Origin of the sequence: Octadecabacter sp. B2R22 (assembly GCF_018861045.1) — a bacterium.
GTDB lineage: Bacteria > Pseudomonadota > Alphaproteobacteria > Rhodobacterales > Rhodobacteraceae > Octadecabacter.
Window position 1 is genome coordinate 20,993 of record NZ_JAHKQJ010000005.1, and the last position, 19,092, is coordinate 40,084.

The window sequence follows — 19,092 nt, forward strand, 5'->3', positions numbered from 1 at the left end:
CACTGTGTTGAGGCAGGGCTTTTTTTCGCCCCGAGGGTTTAACGACCGATCCGGACAGATCCTGTCATCAGGCCGACGGCGGTTGCACGATCCACGTAACCAGTCGCGGGAATGTCTTGCGCCTCTTGATAGGCAACAATGGCATTGCGGGTGCTGTTATCAATCACCCCGTCCAACCGACCGGGATTGTGGCCCAAGTCCCGTAGCCGCAACTCCAGAAGCTGGGCACGCACACCAGACAGGCGCAGTGCGCTTTCCTCGGCCTGAGCCTGCGCCACTTGCGCATCACTGATGCTGGGTGCGGTCATCTCTTCGATACGGGCGCGCGCTTGCATTGCAAATACGCCGGATGGGTAGGCGGCAAGGTATTCCTGATAGGACGCAAGCGTGTCCTCAGATTCCGCGATCGCCCACGCGGCGCGATCTGCGGTCTCGGCGGCGGTGCGACGTTGGTCCTCGATGGTCGCGAGACGCGCAGTAGCGATATTGGCGAACAACCCGTCAGGGTAACGTGCAAGATAAGCGCGATAGCCGGGCTCATCACCAACACCACCGGTTTCAGCCCAATAGGCACGATCACGGGCCTCGGCGCGGGCCAGCTCGCGGGCTTCTTCGGCCTCGATCTCGGCTTGGCGACGGGCGGTCTGTGCTTCCATCAGTTCGATCTGATCATCGGTCAGATAAGACGTCTGCGGGTATCCGTTAGATTGCTGCCAATTGGTAATCGCACCGCGCGAACCCGGTCCAAAGATACCGTCAACACCGCGCGTGTTGTAGTTCAGCAAAGTAAGATTTGACTGCACCGCGCGACGTTGATCCCGTGTCAGGTTCAACGCATCTTCGGCCAAGCGTGCGGCGCGGTTTGGTTCTGCCAATATCGCAGAAATCTGGGCCTCGGCATCATCGACAAACCGCCCATTCGGATAACGGTTTACGTAAGCGCGGTAGGCATCGGCACTATCGGCGGCCGTCGTACTGTCCCAAAGGGCGGCTTCGGCGTTTAAATCGTTCTCGCTCGGCCCTGTGTTCGCTACGGGCTCATCCACAATAACTTCGCCTGGCATCAAAACCCAATCACGGGGCATGTAACCTGAAACCGATAGCGAAGGATTGAGCGAAAGCTGGCGTCCCAACGTGGCCTCGGGTTCAGTCAACGGACCCTCAAGAACCGTGTTCGCCATCGACGGCGTAGTCCGGATCAATGTCACACCCTGCGGCAGATCAATTTCACCGATACCAGCACGCAGACCGCTGCCATCCAGATCAAGGTCGTCCTCATCCGCCACTCCTAGCAGGATCACGGCCTTGCCCTGACGTTGCCCCAAGAGCGGAAGCAGGCTGTCCACGGACAAGGCAGCATTCTGAACGCTAAACAAATCTGGCGCATCCGCCTCAGCCGTAAGCAACCAAGTCCGCGCACCGTCCGTCACAAAATGCCCCGTCAGCACAACAATAAGCCGATCTGCATCAACCACCGCGCCCTGAAACGCCATCGCCAAATCATTGGCTGCGTCTACCCGCGGATTGGCGCGGCTGAAAACCTCAAACCCAAGCGCACCAAGGCGGTCCGTCGCACCCAGCACGTCATCCGCGCGGTTGACCCGATCAAGTTGTTCATACCGTTCGGTCCCAAGAACCAATGCGGCATCCTGCGCCCAAACGGGCAAGGGCATCAGAAGGGCGGTGGTCAAAAGCAGATGGCGCATGAGGCGTCCTTTCAAAAGTGTTAGGCTGAATGTCGCGACCAACGGCGCGCTATTCAATAGCACTTTGTAATTTGTCGCATTTTGCGCGGTGATTTACCTGCATACCCGATCTACGCAATGTCTACGAATGTCTCATGTCACAGGGTTCATTCATTCGTTACCCTTTTCGCACGACAGGCGCCACTTAAGCAAAGCGCGACCATTCGCGGTATTGCGGTTCGGGTGGTTCTTCGTCATCTCTTGATGAATACACAAGCAACTGGTTGTTTCTATGCCCTATTCTGACGATTTCTCGCCTACTGCGTTAGAGCCTCGTATTACTGTCCTCGAAGGCTCCCAAATCATCGAGATCGTGTTCACGGGGCTCTATTTTCATACCAGCGCCGATGTGAACGCTTTTTACGACTACATTGAAACCCGCATTGTCGAGACAGGTGAGGGACAGTGGTTCTTTATGGTAAATACGGAAGACTACCGCGTTGATGGCGACGCGTGGTTTGCCTTTACACGTCGTGGATTGGACCTGAACGAAGGCCACGGCATGAAAACCGTGCGCTATGATGCGGACCCGATGACCGTGACACAGATTGAACGGGCCAAAGGCACCGAACGCGAAAACCCAAACCTCTTTGGGTCGCGCGAAGACGCTCTTGAGCATCTTAAGTCCCAGCCGTCCAAGCGGCGTGAACGCTTAGCGCACCACCCTAGTTTTGAGAAGAACGCGTTCATGCGCCGCCTGACGTTCATCAAGGAAACCGGCATTTTGGAGATCGACCTGTCCGGCATGAGCTTTGAGCATTCCCGTGACGTTAACGACGTCCACAACTGGGCCGAAGAAGCGATCCGCGCGTCGCGTCAAAAATGGTGGATGTTGTTCAACTACGAAGGCACGCGCATTCAGTCACCAGCTTGGGTGCAATTCTCGGTGCGCTCTGAAGAATTCAACAAGACCTATTCTATGGGCTCAGTGCGCTATGCTCTCGGGTCAGAAACCGAGGCCGACAAACGCCTGCGGTATGAAGCCAAATCAACCCGTCCAAACATCCGCAACACGCACGACGAAGCGCTTGAGCGGCTCGAAGAACTGCGGGCAGAATACGCCGCAGCCCATCCGGAGAATTGATCATGCTAATATGGATGCGCCACGAATCCCGCGCCAACGAAGCCCGTGCGCCACTGACGCCCGACGGCGCAAAGCAGATGATCGCGAAAGGATGGCGTGTGGTTGTGGAAACAGCGCCACACCGCTGCATTCCCGACAGCGCCTATTTTGACGTCGGTTGTGAGGCCGCCGCCGCCGGATCATGGGTGGACGCCCCAAGCGACGCGATCATCCTTGGGCTCAAAGAACTTCCCGAAGACGGAGCGCCCCTGCGGCATCGCCACATTATGTTCGGACATGCCTACAAAGGCCAAGCCTCCGGTCGGGTGTTGCTGGACCGTTTCAAGGCAAACGGTGGAACGTTACTAGATCTGGAGTATCTGGTGGATGGCACCGGCCGCCGCGTCGCCGCTTTTGGCTATTGGGCCGGATACGCTGGCGCCGCCTTGTCTGTGATGGCATTGGGCGCGCAACACCGCGGTGAAGTGATGGCGTCGGTGGATGCCTTTACGTCGGCGACTGCGCTTGCTGAAACCGCTAAGTCCTCTGTAACCGGCACGCCAAACGCGCTTATCATCGGTGCACTCGGGCGCGTTGGAACAGGGGCGAGCGACCTTTGCCGTGCAGCTGGCATCACGCCAACGGGCTGGGACATGGCAGAAACCGCGCACGGTGGCCCTTTCCCCGAAATCCTCGGTTTCGACATTCTGTTGAATTGTATCTTAGCCCATGATGGCGCGCCTGTTTTCGTGCAAGCCGACGCAGGGCAGACGCCGCGCAAACTGTCGGTCATCGGCGATATCGCCTGTGACCCGGAAAGCGAATTTTCCCCGATCAAGGTCTACGACCGCGCGACAAGTTGGGCCGTGCCAACCGTACGGGCCCATCAGGACCCGCCGTTGGATGTTATGGCGATTGATAACCTACCGTCGCTTCTTCCTGTGGAAAGTACGGATGATTTTGCACACCAACTCTTGCCGCATCTTCTGGAACTGGAAACGGATTCAACAGGCGTTTGGAGCCGCGCGGAAGCGACGTACAAACAGCACGTTTAATAAAGGTCGTCTTCTTCTGCGGCCGCTGAGATTCCCAAGGCATCCAAACCGTTCTCAAGGTGATCGGCCAAATGCGGCGACCCCTTAAGGTAATCTTCGGTCGGGGTGGACGCTTCGGTCACGGCGGTATTGTACGCCTCTGCGTATTCTAACGCATCGAAGCTCCCACGGCCGATCCACATCACGGCCACAAGGCTGGCTTGTTCTTCTTCATCCAGTCCCGAAACGAATGCATCAAACTCACGCTCGCCGCGAGGCGTGTCTCGCGCAAGAATTATGATCTCGGCGATTTTGTCGGTGTTAATTTTCAGCATGTCTCAATCTCCTCTTTTGAGAGCAGATTGAGACATTATTCCAAGAAACGCTTTGATTTAGAACAAAGGCCGAAGCCGGATTGAAACCAGCTTTAGGACGGCAGGGAAACCCAACGCATTCCGATCGTTTCACCTGTTGAGAGGTCTGAGAACTGGCCAATACCTGACGGAACGCCGCCGGCGTCCAGCTGCAAGATCAGACGGGTTGTTTCATTGCCAAAGCTGACACCAGTTTCCGTGCTTTCGATAGGGAAAGACGCACCGTTGGACATCCGCACACAGGACTGCTGAAACAAGTCATTCCCGCAAGACACAACCTGTGCTTGGTCTGGTGGATCGGTCAGAACGGATTGGTAATAGAACGTCAGTGTATTCCCTGGCGCGAATGGGCCCGTTTCACCGCCGGGCAGTTCCGCCAGGCAACCGGACAACACAGTCCCCATCAATGCCACTAGGGCTGTACTCTTAATTCCACGCAAGATCACGTCTTACTCCTCGCCAAGTTAAATAACCGTCGCCACCCGGCGACAAATAAAATGTCCGGTCGCGATACGCACCCGTCACGACAAAATAATCTGCTGTTCTTTGTAGATGCCCCACGCGGCCCGTTCCGCCACAAATATGCGTTCCGTTCTGGCAGGGCGTCAAAGAATAGGTATGCAAATCGCCGTGCTCATCGGCCACGACGTAAACCGTCCCCGTATCAAACGGAAGGTCGCGGTAGGCCTCATCAACGGCGCGTCGCGTTTCATCCAATAGGTTTAGGGATGCGAGTTGGGATTGCGACGCGGCCCAATCGGCAGAACTGCATCCCGCCAGAGCTACCAAAGCCGTCAAGACCATAGCTTTATGCATAATTTTCCCCATCGTTTGCCCCACGCTATAGCCCGACTTCACGCTTCTCAATAGCCGAGTGCGGTTATGTCCGACCAAACAGCCGCTCAATATCGCTTAATTTCAGTTCAACATAGGTCGGGCGCCCGTGGTTACATTGCCCTGATCGAGGGGTTTGTTCCATTTCCCGCAAAAGCGCATTCATCTCTTCGCCGCGCATCCGTCGTCCGGTGCGGATCGAACCGTGACAGGCCACCCGACTGAGGATCGCTTCGAGTTTTTCCTGCACGAGAGTCGAAGAGCCCTGATCGTCAAGCTCATCCAGAATGTCTCGCAACATAGCTTCGGCATTCACTTCGCCCAAAATCGCGGGTGTTTCGCGCACCGCAATAGCGCCAGCACCGAAGGGTTCGATCGTCAGGCCGAACTTGGACAGGTCAGCGGCGTGGGCCAACAATTGGGCGGCATCCCCGTCTGACATTTCGATAATCTCGGGGATCAGCAACGCTTGGGCTGCCACACCGTTTTCCGCCATCTGAGTTTTCAGTTTTTCATAGACTAGCCGTTCGTGCGCTGCGTGGCCGTCCACAATGACAATGCCCGTTTCAGTTTGAGCAATGATGTAGTTCTCATGAACTTGCGCGCGGGCGGCGCCAAGGGGGTGGTCTTCTTCGGCTTCAGCGCTTTCGGTTTCGACCACATCAACGCGACCAGACATATCAGCGCCAAAATCAGCAAACCCGCTCGGCTGTGGATCTGGGCGATACGCGGGCCCTGCCCCACCAGACGGACGGTCCATCTGATAGACCCGTGCGCCGCCGTCAAAACCCGGACGTTCGGGTTGCATCGCACCCAAGGTCGCGTCAGCCACGGTGGTAGAGGCACGATGCCCTGCCTCTGCTAAAGCATGGCGAATGGCGCTCACGATAAGGCCGCGCACCACACCGGGATCGCGGAAACGCACCTCGGACTTGGCAGGGTGAACGTTGACGTCGACGCGTGTCGGATCAAGGTCGACAAACAAACAGGCGGCGGGATGCCGATCGCGGCTCAGTGTATCCATATATGCGCCACGCAAAGCACCCAAAAGCACTTTATCTCGCACTGGGCGGCCATTCACGAACAAGAACTGTTGAACCGACGACCCACGCGAATAGGTCGGCAAGGCGGCATAACCCGTCAAATGGACCTCTTCTCGTTTGGCATCAATCGCCAGCGCATTGTCCGCAAAATCACGACCCAACACACAGGCCAATCGTGCATGAAGGCCTGCAAACATGTCGCCAGTTTCGGCATCTGCCCGAAACGTCACGCGGGACTTGCCACCAGAAACATCCGTGAGAATGAACGTCACAAAAGGTTCCGCCATGGCGAGGCGTTTTATCACATCGCTTATCGCCTGCATCTCGGAACGATCCGTGCGCAGGAATTTCAGACGGGCTGGTGTGGCGTAAAACAGATCGCGTAATTCAACGACCGTGCCCGCAGTCAAAGCGGCTGGGCGGACAGCCTCGTGAGTGCCGCCAGACACAGAAATCTCTGCGCCTTCGCCACCCGTTGTGCGGCTTCGGATTGTCAGACGACCAACCGCACCAAGAGACGGCAAAGCTTCCCCTCGGAACCCGAAACTATGGATATTAAGCAAATCGGCACCGTCAATCTTGGACGTCGCGTGGCGTGACAAGGCTAAAGGCAAATCATCAGCTGACATGCCGACACCATTGTCGGTCACACGGATCAAGGTTTTGCCGCCATCAGCAATAGATACTTCGACACGTGTCGCCTTGGCGTCCAAGGCATTCTCAACAAGTTCTTTCACCGCAGACGCGGGGCGTTCCACTACCTCACCGGCTGCGATCCGGTTGATCGCAGCATCGTCCAGTTGCCTGATAACAGGACGCGTTTCGCTTATGTTGGGGTCAGGAGCAGCCATACCGCTACAGATAGCATGGCGATGCCCGATTCTGACAGAGGTTTTGTGCTATTCTAGGCCTTCAGGTTGACCAACGACAACGAAATGCAGACCGTCTGGGTCCAGCAGCTCTGCCGCCATTTGGTTAACCTCTTCCAAGGTCACAGCGTTAACCAAATCATTGCGCCCGGCGATGTATTCCGTCGGCAGATCTTGCGCCTGCATGCCCACCAAAATCCCCGCGATTTCAGCATTGCCATCAAACCGCAACGGGTAGGCCCCCGTGAGGTATGTCTTTGCGGCGTCTAGCTCTTGCGCTGTGACACCTTCGCTCGCCATTTTAGCCCACTCTGCGCGAACGACTTCGATCGCTTCAGCGATGGTTGCATTGCCGGATGCGACTTGCCCCAGATACATCGTAGAAAGGTCTTTGGGGACAAGGTAGGAATAAACACCATAGGTCAGCCCGCGTTTCTCTCGGACTTCGTGCATTAACCGGCTTTCCAACCCGCTGCCGCCCAGTATTTCGTTCAACAGATAGGCCGCAAAGAAATTCTCGTCATCGCGCTCGATCCCCTCATGGCCGAACAGCGCAACCGATTGCGGCGTATCGTAAGGAACAACCGTTGTGCCGCCTTCAAGGCCAAACTCAACACGGTCCGGCAGATCAGGGCCCTCCATCGGCAAGTCACCGATCAAGTCATCAATCAAAACGCCCAGTTCGTCGGCGGAGATATCGCCCGCAGCGCCTACATAAACACGCCCTTGCACAAGAGCATTGGTATGCGCCGCAATCAAATCATCGCGTGTAATTGCGGCGACCGTTTCGGCGGTCCCATCGAGCGACGAGCCATAAGGGTGATCACCAAAGGCGGCAGCATCAAAGGTCGCGCTTGCGATACTGTTGGGGTCTTGCGCATCCGAACGCAACATCGATTGCACTTGTGCGCGGACCCGTTCGATGGCGTCGTCATCAAACCGCGGATCAACCAGCGCATCGCGCAAAAGCGCTGCGGCTTCGTCACGGTTTTCCGTTAGGAACACGGCGGAGACCGAAACAGAATCGTCATAGGCGCTAAATCCATAAGATGCTGCAAGCGCCTCACGGGCTTCTTGGAAACCACGTGCATCCAAATCGCCTGAGCCCTCTTCCAGCAATGCCATCATCAGATTGGTAGCACCCCGCTTTGCAGGGTCATCAAGTGATGCGCCGCCATCAAAGATGATTTCGATCGCGACAAAGGGAATTGAGTCTTCTTCCACCAGCCACGCATCAATTCCACCCGGAGATGTGATTTCTTGAATGTCGATTTCAGCCTGTGCGGACGCAGCCGTCAGCGACAAAGCAAAGGCGAGGACGTAACGGATCATTGTAGAACCTCCCGGCTTGGAATGACCCAGCCTGTAACAGATTGGTCTCGGTCGAGGACCCGTTCAGCCGCCGCAAGGACATCTTCAGCTGTAACCGCTTGCAAGATTTCGGGCCAAGCCTGAACGTCATCCACTGTCAGCCCGGACGTCAACGCAGCGCCGTAACGACGGGCAATTCCGCCCACATTGTCGCGGGCGTAAATTTCACTCGCCTTAAGCTGGGTGCGCAAGGCTTCCATTCGGGCGGGGTCGATGCCTTCTTCGAGGAAAGCCGCTATGGCAGCGTCCATTGCGTCTTCTGCGTCTTGTAACGAAACTCCTTCGGCAGGCACGACAGTGAGTCCGAAAGTGCCATCATCAAGGTTCAACCCGTCGTAATAGGCCCCTGCATAAACGGCTGTGTTGGTTTCAAATTGCAAAGCAATGCCAAGCGCAGATGTAAACGGAGAGCCGCCCAAAAGGTCCGCCAAATAGGTAAGTGCTGCGGCTTCTTCCTGTGCGCCTTCGTCGCGTTCGGGAGCTATGTAGCTGCGGCTGATGTATGGCTGCGCAACGCGCGGGTCTTCAAAGATAAGACGCCGCTCAGCGATTTGCGGTGGTTCCTGCGTGCGAAATCGCTCTGGCAGGTTTGGCTCAGCGGGAAGCGGTCCATAGTATTTTTCTGCCAAGGCCAGAACCTCGTCCGGTTCAACGTCCCCAGCCACAACGAGGATCGCGTTATTTGGAGAATAGTAGATGTCGTAAAAGGACAGCGCATCTTGCATGTCCAACTCTTCCATCTCGTGTTTCCAGCCAATGATCGGCACGCCGTAACGATGATTAAGGAACTGTGCTGCGCGCATCTGTTCACGGGCCAGTGCGTTCGGGGAGTTTTCAGTGCGCTGGTTGCGTTCTTCGAGGATAACGCCGAGTTCAGTGCGAATGTCCTCTTCGGTGAGCACGAGGTTGTTCATCCGGTCGGCTTCGTATTGCATCATCAGCGGCAAACGATCTGCGGCGACCCGCTGGAAATATCCCGTATAGTCATAGCTGGTGAATGCATTGTCCGAACCGCCGTTTTCCGCAACGACCCGCTGGAACTCACCGCTTTCGACCGTTTCGGTGGCTTTAAAAAGCAAGTGTTCAAGGTAATGGGCGACACCGGATGACCCGACAGGTTCATCCGCCGATCCTGCACGATACCAAAGCATATGGACAACAACAGGTGCGCGGTGATCTTCGATCACAACCACGTCCATACCATTGTCGAGCTGAAAGGTCGTGACCTCTTCCGCGAGGGATGAGCCCGCCCAAAGGGCAAGGGCCGCTGCTAGAAAACGCATCAAGTTACTCCGCTAATGTCTAAGCAGAACCTATGCGACAACACGGCACCTGCAAGGGCACAAACGCGTTTGTGAGAACTTGGTGTTACTGAGGTGGCGCAGACGGGGTCGCAACACCTGCATTCCGGAATCGTTGAAGTTCTGCGTAGGCATCAAGTGCTTGGCGAGCATAGGCTTGGAAATAACGGTCACGGGCGCGAAACAACCCGAAACGGGATTGCCGCGTGCGAAAGGCCTCGTCCTCAGCGGCCAAAGTCTGGCGAATTGCCGGATCCACTCCATTTCGGCTGGCAGCGGTAATCAACGCACCGTCACGAGTTGGTACCCCTGCGGCAACAAGCGCGTTGGGGTTGCCGCCCAAAACAGCCACAGCATCCGCATTTGGCGTGGGGTCGGTAATGTTGGTGCCACCTGGTGTCGGTGTCGGAAGAACGCTTAGGTCGGCCGGCAAAGTCAACGGACCTGATGGTTGCACACGGAATTCATCCGGCCCGCCACTGGACGAGCGCAAATCGCGCAAACCGCGATCACCGCCTGCGCAAGCAGTCAGTGTCAGCACCAGCGTCATACAAAGTGTCAGTCGTAACATCTCGCCCGTCCCTGTCGTTCCATATGCGTTTTAGCCGATAGTTTGGGGCTCGTCACGCGGTCTTCTTCTCGCCGTCGTTTTCTGTGAACAGAACAAGCCCAATCGCACCCGCAAAAATCGCCACATCGGCCACGTTAAAGGCAAACGGATTGTTGATCCCGCAGCACGACATGTTCAAGAAATCCGCCACCGCACCATGCAAAATACGGTCGATTACGTTTCCAAGCGCGCCCCCAACAAGCAACCCAGCACTGATGTAGGCCCACCGGCTGCGTGGTTCTTTGCGAATCCACCACAGCACAAAAATCGAAATAGCAATCGCCACCCCGATCAACACCCAACGCATGTCGAAATCAGCGAACAAACCAAAGTTTACACCGCGATTCCATGCCATGCGCAGGGACAAAAGCGGTGCAAATAGGTCTAGGGCTTGGTTCGGCTGGCTTTCCAGATCGACCACATATAGCACGATATACTTCGTGACCTGATCAATCAGGAAAATCCAAAATCCAGTCCAGTAGGTCAGCCGCATCTTTGTGAGCTTTCTTTTTTGTCAGTGCTTGAAGTGGCGCATGCCGGTGAAGACCATGGCAAGGCCAGCCTCATCCGCGGCAGCGATCACTTCGTCATCACGCATGGAGCCACCAGGCTGGATCACACAAGACGCACCGGCAGCCGCTGCCTCAAGCAGACCATCGGCGAACGGGAAGAACGCATCAGACGCAACAGCGGCCCCTTTGGCCAGTGACGCAGGCAAGCCCAGCGCATCCGCCATCCGTTGGGATTTGGTCGCCGCGATGAGCGCGCTATCAAGGCGTGACATCTGCCCAGCGCCAACACCAACGGTCTGACCATCTTTCGCATAAACAATGGCGTTAGATTTAACGTGTTTGGCAACAGTCCACGCAAACAACATGTCCGCGATCTGTGCATCTGTCGGCTGGACCTTCGTCACGACCTTAAGGTCGGACGCGGCGATATGGCCGTTGTCTTTGTTCTGCATGAGGTATCCACCGGACACCTGACGGATCGTTTCAGAAACCGCCATCGGGTCAGCCAAACCACCTGTCGTCAGCAAACGCAGGTTCTTCTTGGCAGCGAACAAGACCTTCGCCTCGTCCGTGGCAGATGGCGCGATAACGACTTCGGTAAAGATACCAGTGATCGCCTGAGCCGTTTCAGCGTCAAGTTCACCATTCAACGCGATGATACCGCCGAACGCTGAAGTCTGATCGCACTCAAAAGCCTTTTGGTAGGCTTCGGCCAATGTCGCGCCACGGGCAACGCCGCATGGGTTGGCATGTTTGATGATCGCAACGGCAGGGCCGTCTTTTGCGGCAAATTCACTGACCAATTCAAACGCAGCGTCTGTGTCGTTGATGTTGTTATAGGACAGTTCTTTGCCCTGATGCTGCTGGGCCGTCGCCACGCCGGGGCGGTCGGAACCGTCGGTGTAGAATGCTGCTGCTTGGTGCGGGTTTTCGCCATAGCGCAATGTCTGGGCAAGCGTCCCGGCAACGGCCTTGCGACGCGGTGCAGCATTGCCGATAGCACCAGCCATCCATGTGCTCACGGCGGCATCGTAGGCACCAGTGCGGGCATATGCGGTTTGGGCCAGCGTCTGGCGGAACGCGAATGTCGTCTTGCCATCATTGGCGTCCAGTTCAGCCAACAATGCGTCGTAGTCTTCGACATCGACGACAACGTTTACGAAAGCATGGTTTTTCGCCGCAGCACGGATCATCGCAGGACCGCCAATGTCGATGTTCTCGATCATCTCGTAATATTCGGCACCGCGGGCCAAAGCAGCCTCAAACGGGTAAAGGTTCACGACCAGCAAATCGATTGCGCCGATGTTGTGTTCGTCCATCGCTGCTACGTGGGCGTCGTTATCCCGAAGTGCCAACAAGCCGCCGTGCACCGCTGGGTGCAATGTTTTCACGCGACCATCCATCATTTCGGGGTAGCCCGTAACATCAGCCACATCGCGCACGTCCAAACCGGCGTCGCGCAATGTCTTTGCTGATCCCCCAGTCGAGAGCAATTCAACCCCACGCGCAGATAGCGCCTTTCCAAGGTCAATCAATCCGGCCTTGTCGGATACGGAAAGCAAAGCGCGGCGAATTGGTTGCAGGTCGGTCATGTGGGCCCCCTCAGGCGGTATCAAGTTTCTGATCCGCTGAGGCTTGCGACATCACGCAACGCGGTGGGCGTTTCTTGCGCTTTGGACAAAGACCAACGGATGCGCGTCGAATAGGCCAAAGTGGTGCCAGATAAAACCACCTGTTGCGTGGCACGGGGCCGCAATCGGCCATTTTCTAGATAAACTGACGGTTCTAGGCGCAAATCCCCCGCCCCATCATGGCGAAACACCCAGATTTCACCGGATTTCTGCGTCAGCGACACCGCCGCCCCGCCCAAATCGACCACTGCATCCACCTCTGGATGCAAATGGAACCGCACCGACCAAGGGATTCCTTGCAACTTCTCCGCGTCCAGCGCTTTGTCAAAAATCGGTTCGTCTTTCGAATCCAGAATGGTCAGCAAGTCTTCACCGGCAATAGCGCGGCCATCCGATGTCAGGTCAAGCGTGCGCACATGGGTCAGGCCATGGGTGCGCCGATACCCGTCATGGGCCGTCGCCAACCGCATACCGTCGCCCAGTTCGCTGAACTCGGATTGAACGTCCTTGGGGCGATCAAGAAGCAGCTCCGCGCCATTCTTCTCCACTTTGATCCGAGACGAAGACAGGCCTTCAATGGTTAGCGTCGAATGGCTCGGCGTGGCGCGGCCAGCACGGCGCCATTCGGGGCCAAAGCTGGCACCGGGGCCGCAATTGACGATCAACGGCCGCCGTCCCGAGGTCACCTCCATCGCAAGCGTAGAGGCATGAGCCTCAGCCGATGCCGCACCAGAAGACGGGGCGGCAGCATCCATAATTAGCGACGTGCGTCCCGCCGTAAGCCGCCCGTATCCCATATGCAGAGATTGGTCGGGCTGTTCCAACGTGCCGACAGCGGCCAAGGCTTGATCGAGCCAACCATCAAGCCCGCGTCCACCCCCATGAAATCGCGCCAACCCACCATCCGAATGACGCAGCGCCCGCAAGGTGGGAGCGATCCGATGCATGGCCGATGTTAAGGCCTCGGGCACGGCGCGGTCTGCATTGCGCAAGGCCGTTTCTACCCAAGTCAGCAGCGTGAGAACCTCAAGAAGTTCTTCAGGGTTTCTGGTCGCAATGCCGCCATCAGGCCCGATCTGCACTTTGCAGTCGCGGGTCAGCACCGCAATCGCCGGAGCCACGCGGGATTCCATGCCTTGCAATGCCAGACCCGCGTAAATCATCCCAGCCAGCGCCTCAAATCGCGGTAGGCCCGGGCGTGCAGCACTCCAGCGGCGGGATAAGAAGATTGCCTGTTGAGCCGCTGATCTAAAATAAGCCTCTGATTGTTCTTTTTCAGCACCCCGCAGCAGGAAAAACCCATGGGCAATCCAACGGATCAGCCGACGGCCCGTGACGTCTGGCGTCCAACCCGCGCCGCGCCCATCGCCGTAGCGGACAATCCAGTCCTGCAACCAAGCCTGCGCGGACACCCGCGCCCTGCTGTCACCCACGGCAGCCATATCATCCAGCCAAGCAAACCCATGGGCCGCATTGGTGGACGTATCAACGCGTGCGGCCGCCTCCCAAAGGCTGACACCCGGTGCTTCGATCAGATGGCCCGAGAACAAGAAATTACCCGCCAAAAGCTGTCTACCACGAGCGAAATGACCAATCATCTTTGGTTCAGGGTTGGAAATAAACCCAGTGGCCGGACGCGTTCGTGCTGCCAGCCGCGCTTGCAACCGGTTCATCAGGCGCATGCGCCGCGTTGAGGTGTCGGATGTATCCACCACTTTTAAATCTGCCTCTCGCTCGTGCTGTTCCAGCATCTTTGCGTTGGCAGACTTATAAGGCCCGCGCCTGTTTAAGTCACAGGTTTTTTAGTCGGGCTTGCGCAATTGCGCGATGTAAAAGCCATCCATGCCGCCGATCTCGCCCCAATAGTCAGGCCGCAAACGCAAGCCGCCTTCAGAGGTACGCCATGCTGGATCAATCCCAGCAATATCGAGAGCGTGTATTTCGACCGTCAAACCATCATGACGTTCAAGAGCATCATCAACCTGCACTTCGCCCTCATCAGGGAGAAGCGAACAGGTGCAAAACACCAAACGACCACCTGGTTTCAGGAGGGACAGAGCGTGGTCAATCATGCCAGCCTGTTGGGCTATGAGCTCACCAAACTCGGAACCGTCTTTTGCATAGGGCAAATCAGGGTGACGGCGGATTGTCCCTGTGGCGGAACAGGGCGCATCCAGCAAAATCGCATCGAACCCGTCTTCGGTGTAGGCAAACGCATCCGAAGTGACGGTCTGTGCGGTCAGGCCCGTGCGTTTGAGGTTTTCAGAGACGCGGATCATTCGGCCAACCGACGAATCAACAGCCGTCACGTCTGCTCCGCTGGCCGCAATCTGCATCGTTTTGCCACCCGGCGCCGCACAAAGGTCGAGGATCTTTTCGCCTTTCTGCGGGTTCAGAACCATGACGGGAATAGCGGCAGCAGCGTCCTGCACCCACCAATCGCCTGTTTGAAAACCAGGCAAGGCAGAGACCTGCCCACCGTCTTGCAATCGAATCGAACCTGTCGGCAAAATTTCGCCCTTCAGGACTTCATTTGCGGCTTCGATATCGCCTTTGACGGTAATGTCCAACGGAGCGCCCGCAAACTGAACCGCCTCAATCGCGGCGATAACTTCGGGGCCGTAGGCGTTTTTTAGCGGTTTGCGCAGCCAACCCGGCATGCGGGGCAAGGCAAGTTTGGACCAGCCTTCCGGTCCTTCAGCGGCGACTTTGCGCAGGACTGCGTTGACCAAGCCTTTCATGGATTGCGTGCGTTTGTTACGCGCCACCAGTTCAACGCCGGCGTTCACAACACCATGCGCCGCTTCGCCCCCTGCGAGCTCAACTGTGCATAGACGCAGCACGTTACGAACAGCCGTCGGAGGGGTCTTTTGTAAGAACCGCGCCAACATCCGATCCGCACGCGCCATTCCGCGCAGGGTCTCGGTTGCGAGGCGTTGTGCACGGGCGCGATCTTCTGGGGAGAGGTGCTGCAATGCACCCTCGCCGATCAACTCAGACAGCAACCGCCCTTCGGTTGTGATTTGATCGAGAAGGAAAAGCGCGGCCTTGCGCGGGCCTAAACCTTGTTGTTGCGACATCTGGAACCCCTTGGAATCTGATCCATGCGAGGTATATCAGGACTAGGCCCCACGCAAGGACACCAAAATGCACGATACTGACAAGGATCTCACCCCAGCCGCCCAGCGCGCCTTGGCCGAAGCTGACGAACGCCGCAAAAAGGCGAAAGCGGCTGAAATGCCCGAAGAACTAGGGGGCCGCGATGGCCCAGAGCCCGTGCGCTTTGGGGATTGGGAAAGAAAAGGCATTGCCGTCGATTTTTGAATTATGGCGCGCGGGGGGTCAGCCGTCTTTCAGACCCAGCACATCAATCATGTCATAAGACCCCGGCTTTTGGGTTTGCCCCCAAAGTGCGGCCTTCAATGCACCGCGCGCAAAGATCGCCCGATCTGTAGCGATATGGCTCAGCTTAATCCGCTCGCCGTAAGCCGCGAACAGCACATCATGTTCGCCGACAATGTCACCGCCGCGAATGGCACTAAAGCCGATATCTCCACGGGTTCGCGCACCCGTAATGCCATCCCGACCAGAATCGCTCACGTCCTTTAGATCAACGCCGCGCCCTTCGGCAGCCGCTTCGCCAAGCATCAAGGCCGTACCAGAGGGCGCGTCCACTTTGTGGTGGTGGTGGGCCTCGATGATCTCGATGTCGAAATCTTCATCCAAGGCCGCAGCGACTTTCTTTGTCAGTTGCGCCAGCAGATTGACACCAAGTGACATATTTCCAGCCCGAACAATAACAGCATGATGCGACGCCGCTTCGAGATGCGCGAGGTCGTCTTCCGTCAGGCCAGTAGTGCCGATGACATGGACAGCACGGGCTTGCGCTGCGAGTTCTGCGAAACCGACGGTCGCTTCTGGGGCCGTGAAATCAATCACCGCTTGCGCCTTGGCAAATGCAGCAACAGCATCATCCGTCACGTTTACACCAACATTCGCTCCGCCCATGGCAGCGCCAACATCTTGACCGACCCAATCGTGACCGCTCCGTTCCAGAACGCCAACCAATTTGCAGGCACCCGACGCCAAGACAGCCTTGGTCAGCATCTGCCCCATTCGGCCAGAACATCCAGTGATTACGATCCCGGGCAAATCAGTCATGTCGTTTCCTTTCGTCACATTGGCGCCAGTGCGCTTGGCAAGCCGCTTCGCACCCCTTACATGGGCTGCATGGCAAAGAACAGTTTTCAAGGCAAGGACGGCCCATCACAACGCCAATTGCGCGTTGGTGAGGTAATCCGTCGATCAATGTCCGAAATTTTGCAGCGCGGTGAGGTCCATGACCCCGATCTGCAACGCATGTCGATTACCGTCGGCGAAGTCCGCATGACACCCGATCTGTCGATCGCGACCTGTTTCGTGCTGCCCTTGGGCGGCAAAGATGCAGATGTGGCGATTGCGGCGTTGGCGCGCAACAAGGGCGAGCTGCGGCATCTCATCTCCAAGGGGATGAAGCTCAAGGCGACCCCTGATCTGCGGTTCCGCATTGATGATATGTATGACCGGATGGACGCAACTCGTGCGATGTTTGCCGAAGATCGTGTCGCAAAGGACGTCGCCGCAACCGATTCCGACGAGGACGAGTAATGCGTTGGCTCTTGGGCCTATGCTTTCTGGCGTCCCCTGCCGCGGCAGTGACCTGCAAGGACGTCCAGCACTTGGGCGCGTCCTATACCATTTGCGATGTCGGTGTTGATGAAGACTTGCAGCTCTTTTTGGGGGACGATGATGGCAACGTCCTTGGCAGCTTTCGCGCCGTTGAAAACTATCGTGGAGTATCTCTTTCGTTCGCAATGAACGCAGGAATGTATCACGACGACCGCTCACCCGTGGGTCACTACGTTGAGGATTTCGTTCCGCAAAGGTCTGTCATGACCCGCGAAGGTCCCGGAAACTTTGGCCTGCTGCCCAATGGTGTTTTTTGCAGCGGTGAGACATTTCAGGTTTTCGAAACGCTTAAGTTCCTAGAGCAGACCCCGCTTTGTGCGGACGCGACTCAATCCGGCCCAATGTTGGTGATTGACGGGGAACTGCACCCGCGGTTCATCCCTGACGGCACGTCCAAATTCATTCGCAACGGCGTTGGCACCCCAACCGATGGGCAGCGCGCCTATTTTGCGATTTCCAATGAGCCGGTGAACTTCCACGACTTCGCCACCTTGTTTCGCGATCACATCGGAGTGCCCAATGCTCTTTATTTTGATGGCAAAGTCAGCCGACTTCATGCCCCGCAACTGAACCGATCCGACTTCGGTTGGCAGCTTGGCCCGATCATTGGTGTGGTTGACGCCGATCAGTAGGCAGACTAACCCGCCCGCCTGACCTAAGACCGGAGGCCACATGGCACGCAAACGCAAAGGACGCGACCTGCACGGGTGGCTTGTGGTGGATAAACCCGCCGGGATCACCTCGACCTCTGTCGTCAACAAAGTGCGCTGGGCGCTGGATGCCAAGAAGGCTGGCCATGCCGGCACGCTTGACCCAGAAGCAACGGGCGTCTTGGCGGTGGCCTTGGGCGAAGCGACAAAGACGGTTCCTTGGATCACCGATGCCCTGAAGGCCTATACCTTTACGGTGCGCCTTGGTCAGAAGACGAACACCGATGACGCCGAAGGCGAAGTCACCGCAGAAAGCGCCGAGAGACCCTCCGATGACGATATCAAAGCGGCCCTTGGGCAATTCGTCGGCGACATCATGCAAATCCCACCCGCTTTTTCTGCCGTAAAGATCGACGGTGAACGCGCCTATAAACGGGCGCGGGATGGTGAAGAATTTGAAATCGCCGCGCGCCCTCTCTGGGTCGAAGAGCTGCTGTTGATTGATCGTCCTGACGAAGATCATGTCACCCTAGAAATGACCTGCGGCAAGGGCGGCTACGTCCGCTCTATCGCGCGCGACCTTGGTGAGGCCTTGGGCTGTCACGGCCACGTTCGCGAACTGCGCCGCATTTGGTCAGGCCCGTTTGATGCCAAAGATGGCGTCACGCTGGAACAACTCGACGAACACGCAAAGACCAACGCGCTCGACCATTTGATCTTGCCGCTCGAAGCGGGCCTTGATGATCTGCCGCGTGTCCATTGCCCCGAAAGCAGCATCACCAAGCTGCGCAATGGCAATCCTGCGATGGTCATGGGCGATGTTGAATACGGCGAAGAATGCTGGGCCGACCACGGCGGGCAAGCCATTGCTGTTGGCGTTTTCAAATCAGGTGAACTGCATCCGACACGGGTGTTTGTGCGTTAACGGTGCTGATCGATCAAAATCGGGTTCCCATCCGGATCGATGACGACGAATGACCCGATGCCACTATCTTCGCCGGTTTCTTGACTGACCTCATGCCCTGCCGCTTTTACCTTGGCCTTAATCTCGCGCACATCATCAAAGGGATCGACCTCGTTCGCCGATTGATCCCAGCCCGGGTTAAACGTGATCATGTTCCCCTCGAACATGCCTTGGAACAGACCGATCAAGGTATCGCCGCTCTTCATGATCGCGAAGTTATGCTCCACCAGACCACCAAAGTGCGAAAACCCGAGATCTTTGTAAAACGCGATGGATTTGGTCAAGTCTTTGACTGACAGTGAAACCGAAAATGCGCCGAGTTGCATGGGATGTCCTTTCGCTGTGCGTTCACCCTAGCACATT

The 19,092-nt window shown here is 56.9% G+C and carries 19 protein-coding genes and 1 pseudogene; 6 read left to right on the top strand and 14 right to left on the bottom strand.

The window, feature by feature from the left end:
* Window positions 1-38: 38 nt before the first annotated feature.
* Window positions 39-1,706, bottom strand: a complete 1,668-nt coding sequence (locus KO486_RS02610) for a peptidoglycan-binding domain-containing protein (protein ID WP_216035692.1) — start codon at window positions 1,704-1,706, stop codon at window positions 39-41.
* A 271-nt stretch (window positions 1,707-1,977) separates the two neighbouring features.
* On the opposite strand from KO486_RS02610, the gene KO486_RS02615 reads away from it, so the two are divergent.
* Both KO486_RS02615 and KO486_RS02620 read left to right on the top strand, forming a co-directional pair.
* Window positions 1,978-2,829, top strand: a complete 852-nt coding sequence (locus KO486_RS02615) for a hypothetical protein (protein ID WP_216035693.1) — start codon at window positions 1,978-1,980, stop codon at window positions 2,827-2,829.
* Between the two features lie 2 nt (window positions 2,830-2,831).
* Window positions 2,832-3,863 (top strand): saccharopine dehydrogenase, encoded by a 1,032-nt coding sequence (locus tag KO486_RS02620; RefSeq protein WP_216035694.1) that lies wholly within the window; start codon window positions 2,832-2,834, stop codon window positions 3,861-3,863.
* Here KO486_RS02620 and KO486_RS02625 read toward each other — a convergent pair.
* The 11 genes and pseudogenes from KO486_RS02625 to KO486_RS02675 all read right to left on the bottom strand — a co-directional run bounded on the left by KO486_RS02625 (window position 3,860) and on the right by KO486_RS02675 (window position 15,467).
* Window positions 3,860-4,177, bottom strand: coding sequence for a DUF3775 domain-containing protein (locus KO486_RS02625; RefSeq protein WP_216035695.1), 318 nt, complete (start codon window positions 4,175-4,177; stop codon window positions 3,860-3,862). The two genes, KO486_RS02620 and KO486_RS02625, sit on opposite strands and share 4 nt — an antisense overlap.
* A gap of 92 nt (window positions 4,178-4,269) precedes the next feature.
* Window positions 4,270-4,662, bottom strand: coding sequence for a hypothetical protein (locus KO486_RS02630; RefSeq protein ID WP_303435488.1), 393 nt, complete (start codon window positions 4,660-4,662; stop codon window positions 4,270-4,272).
* The gene (locus KO486_RS02635) at window positions 4,643-5,032 is read right to left on the bottom strand and encodes a hypothetical protein (protein WP_252734531.1); all 390 of its coding nucleotides are present in this window, start codon (window positions 5,030-5,032) and stop codon (window positions 4,643-4,645) included. Before KO486_RS02635 ends, KO486_RS02630 begins: the two co-directional genes overlap by 20 nt.
* 64 nt (window positions 5,033-5,096) lie before the next feature.
* Window positions 5,097-6,944 (bottom strand): DNA mismatch repair endonuclease MutL, encoded by a 1,848-nt coding sequence (mutL, locus tag KO486_RS02640; RefSeq protein WP_216035696.1) that lies wholly within the window; start codon window positions 6,942-6,944, stop codon window positions 5,097-5,099.
* 48 nt (window positions 6,945-6,992) lie between these two features.
* Window positions 6,993-8,294 carry a pitrilysin family protein gene (locus KO486_RS02645; protein WP_216035697.1) on the bottom strand — a complete coding sequence of 434 codons (1,302 nt, stop codon included), beginning with the start codon at window positions 8,292-8,294 and terminating at the stop codon, window positions 6,993-6,995.
* Complete coding sequence (locus KO486_RS02650; protein ID WP_216035698.1) at window positions 8,291-9,616, bottom strand: pitrilysin family protein; 1,326 nt, start codon at window positions 9,614-9,616, stop codon at window positions 8,291-8,293. The genes KO486_RS02645 and KO486_RS02650 overlap by 4 nt, the downstream gene beginning before the upstream one ends.
* A gap of 85 nt (window positions 9,617-9,701) precedes the next feature.
* On the bottom strand, window positions 9,702-10,205 hold the full coding sequence (locus tag KO486_RS02655) for a DUF3035 domain-containing protein (RefSeq protein ID WP_216035699.1): 504 nt from the start codon (window positions 10,203-10,205) through the stop codon (window positions 9,702-9,704).
* Window positions 10,206-10,257: 52 nt separating this feature from the next.
* Window positions 10,258-10,740 (bottom strand): annotated as a pseudogene (lspA, locus tag KO486_RS02660) (signal peptidase II); the annotation flags it as partial.
* A gap of 18 nt (window positions 10,741-10,758) precedes the next feature.
* The gene (gene purH / locus KO486_RS02665) at window positions 10,759-12,348 is read right to left on the bottom strand and encodes a bifunctional phosphoribosylaminoimidazolecarboxamide formyltransferase/IMP cyclohydrolase (protein ID WP_216035701.1); all 1,590 of its coding nucleotides are present in this window, start codon (window positions 12,346-12,348) and stop codon (window positions 10,759-10,761) included.
* A gap of 20 nt (window positions 12,349-12,368) precedes the next feature.
* Window positions 12,369-14,060 carry a heparinase II/III family protein gene (locus KO486_RS02670; RefSeq protein WP_216036206.1) on the bottom strand — a complete coding sequence of 564 codons (1,692 nt, stop codon included), beginning with the start codon at window positions 14,058-14,060 and terminating at the stop codon, window positions 12,369-12,371.
* A 129-nt stretch (window positions 14,061-14,189) separates the two neighbouring features.
* On the bottom strand, window positions 14,190-15,467 hold the full coding sequence (locus KO486_RS02675) for an RsmB/NOP family class I SAM-dependent RNA methyltransferase (protein WP_216035702.1): 1,278 nt from the start codon (window positions 15,465-15,467) through the stop codon (window positions 14,190-14,192).
* Window positions 15,468-15,534: 67 nt separating this feature from the next.
* Here KO486_RS02675 and KO486_RS02680 point away from each other — a divergent pair, with 67 nt between their 5' ends.
* Window positions 15,535-15,711, top strand: coding sequence for a DUF1674 domain-containing protein (locus tag KO486_RS02680; protein ID WP_216035703.1), 177 nt, complete (start codon window positions 15,535-15,537; stop codon window positions 15,709-15,711).
* Window positions 15,712-15,729: 18 nt separating this feature from the next.
* Here KO486_RS02680 and dapB read toward each other — a convergent pair whose 3' ends face one another.
* Window positions 15,730-16,548 (bottom strand): 4-hydroxy-tetrahydrodipicolinate reductase, encoded by an 819-nt coding sequence (gene dapB, locus KO486_RS02685; RefSeq protein ID WP_216035704.1) that lies wholly within the window; start codon window positions 16,546-16,548, stop codon window positions 15,730-15,732.
* 69 nt (window positions 16,549-16,617) lie between these two features.
* On the opposite strand from dapB, the gene rbfA reads away from it, so the two are divergent.
* From rbfA to truB, 3 genes are read left to right on the top strand one after another with little or no spacing between them, the layout of a single operon-like run.
* Window positions 16,618-17,034 (top strand): 30S ribosome-binding factor RbfA, encoded by a 417-nt coding sequence (gene rbfA, locus KO486_RS02690; RefSeq protein WP_216035705.1) that lies wholly within the window; start codon window positions 16,618-16,620, stop codon window positions 17,032-17,034.
* The gene (locus tag KO486_RS02695) at window positions 17,034-17,747 is read left to right on the top strand and encodes a phosphodiester glycosidase family protein (RefSeq protein ID WP_216035706.1); all 714 of its coding nucleotides are present in this window, start codon (window positions 17,034-17,036) and stop codon (window positions 17,745-17,747) included. The genes rbfA and KO486_RS02695 overlap by 1 nt, the downstream gene beginning before the upstream one ends.
* Before the next feature lie 40 nt (window positions 17,748-17,787).
* Complete coding sequence (truB, locus tag KO486_RS02700) at window positions 17,788-18,690, top strand: tRNA pseudouridine(55) synthase TruB (RefSeq protein WP_216035707.1); 903 nt, start codon at window positions 17,788-17,790, stop codon at window positions 18,688-18,690.
* Here the strand turns inward: truB and KO486_RS02705 are convergent.
* Window positions 18,687-19,055 carry a VOC family protein gene (locus KO486_RS02705; RefSeq protein ID WP_216035708.1) on the bottom strand — a complete coding sequence of 123 codons (369 nt, stop codon included), beginning with the start codon at window positions 19,053-19,055 and terminating at the stop codon, window positions 18,687-18,689. The genes truB and KO486_RS02705 overlap by 4 nt on opposite strands.
* Window positions 19,056-19,092 lie beyond the last annotated feature (37 nt).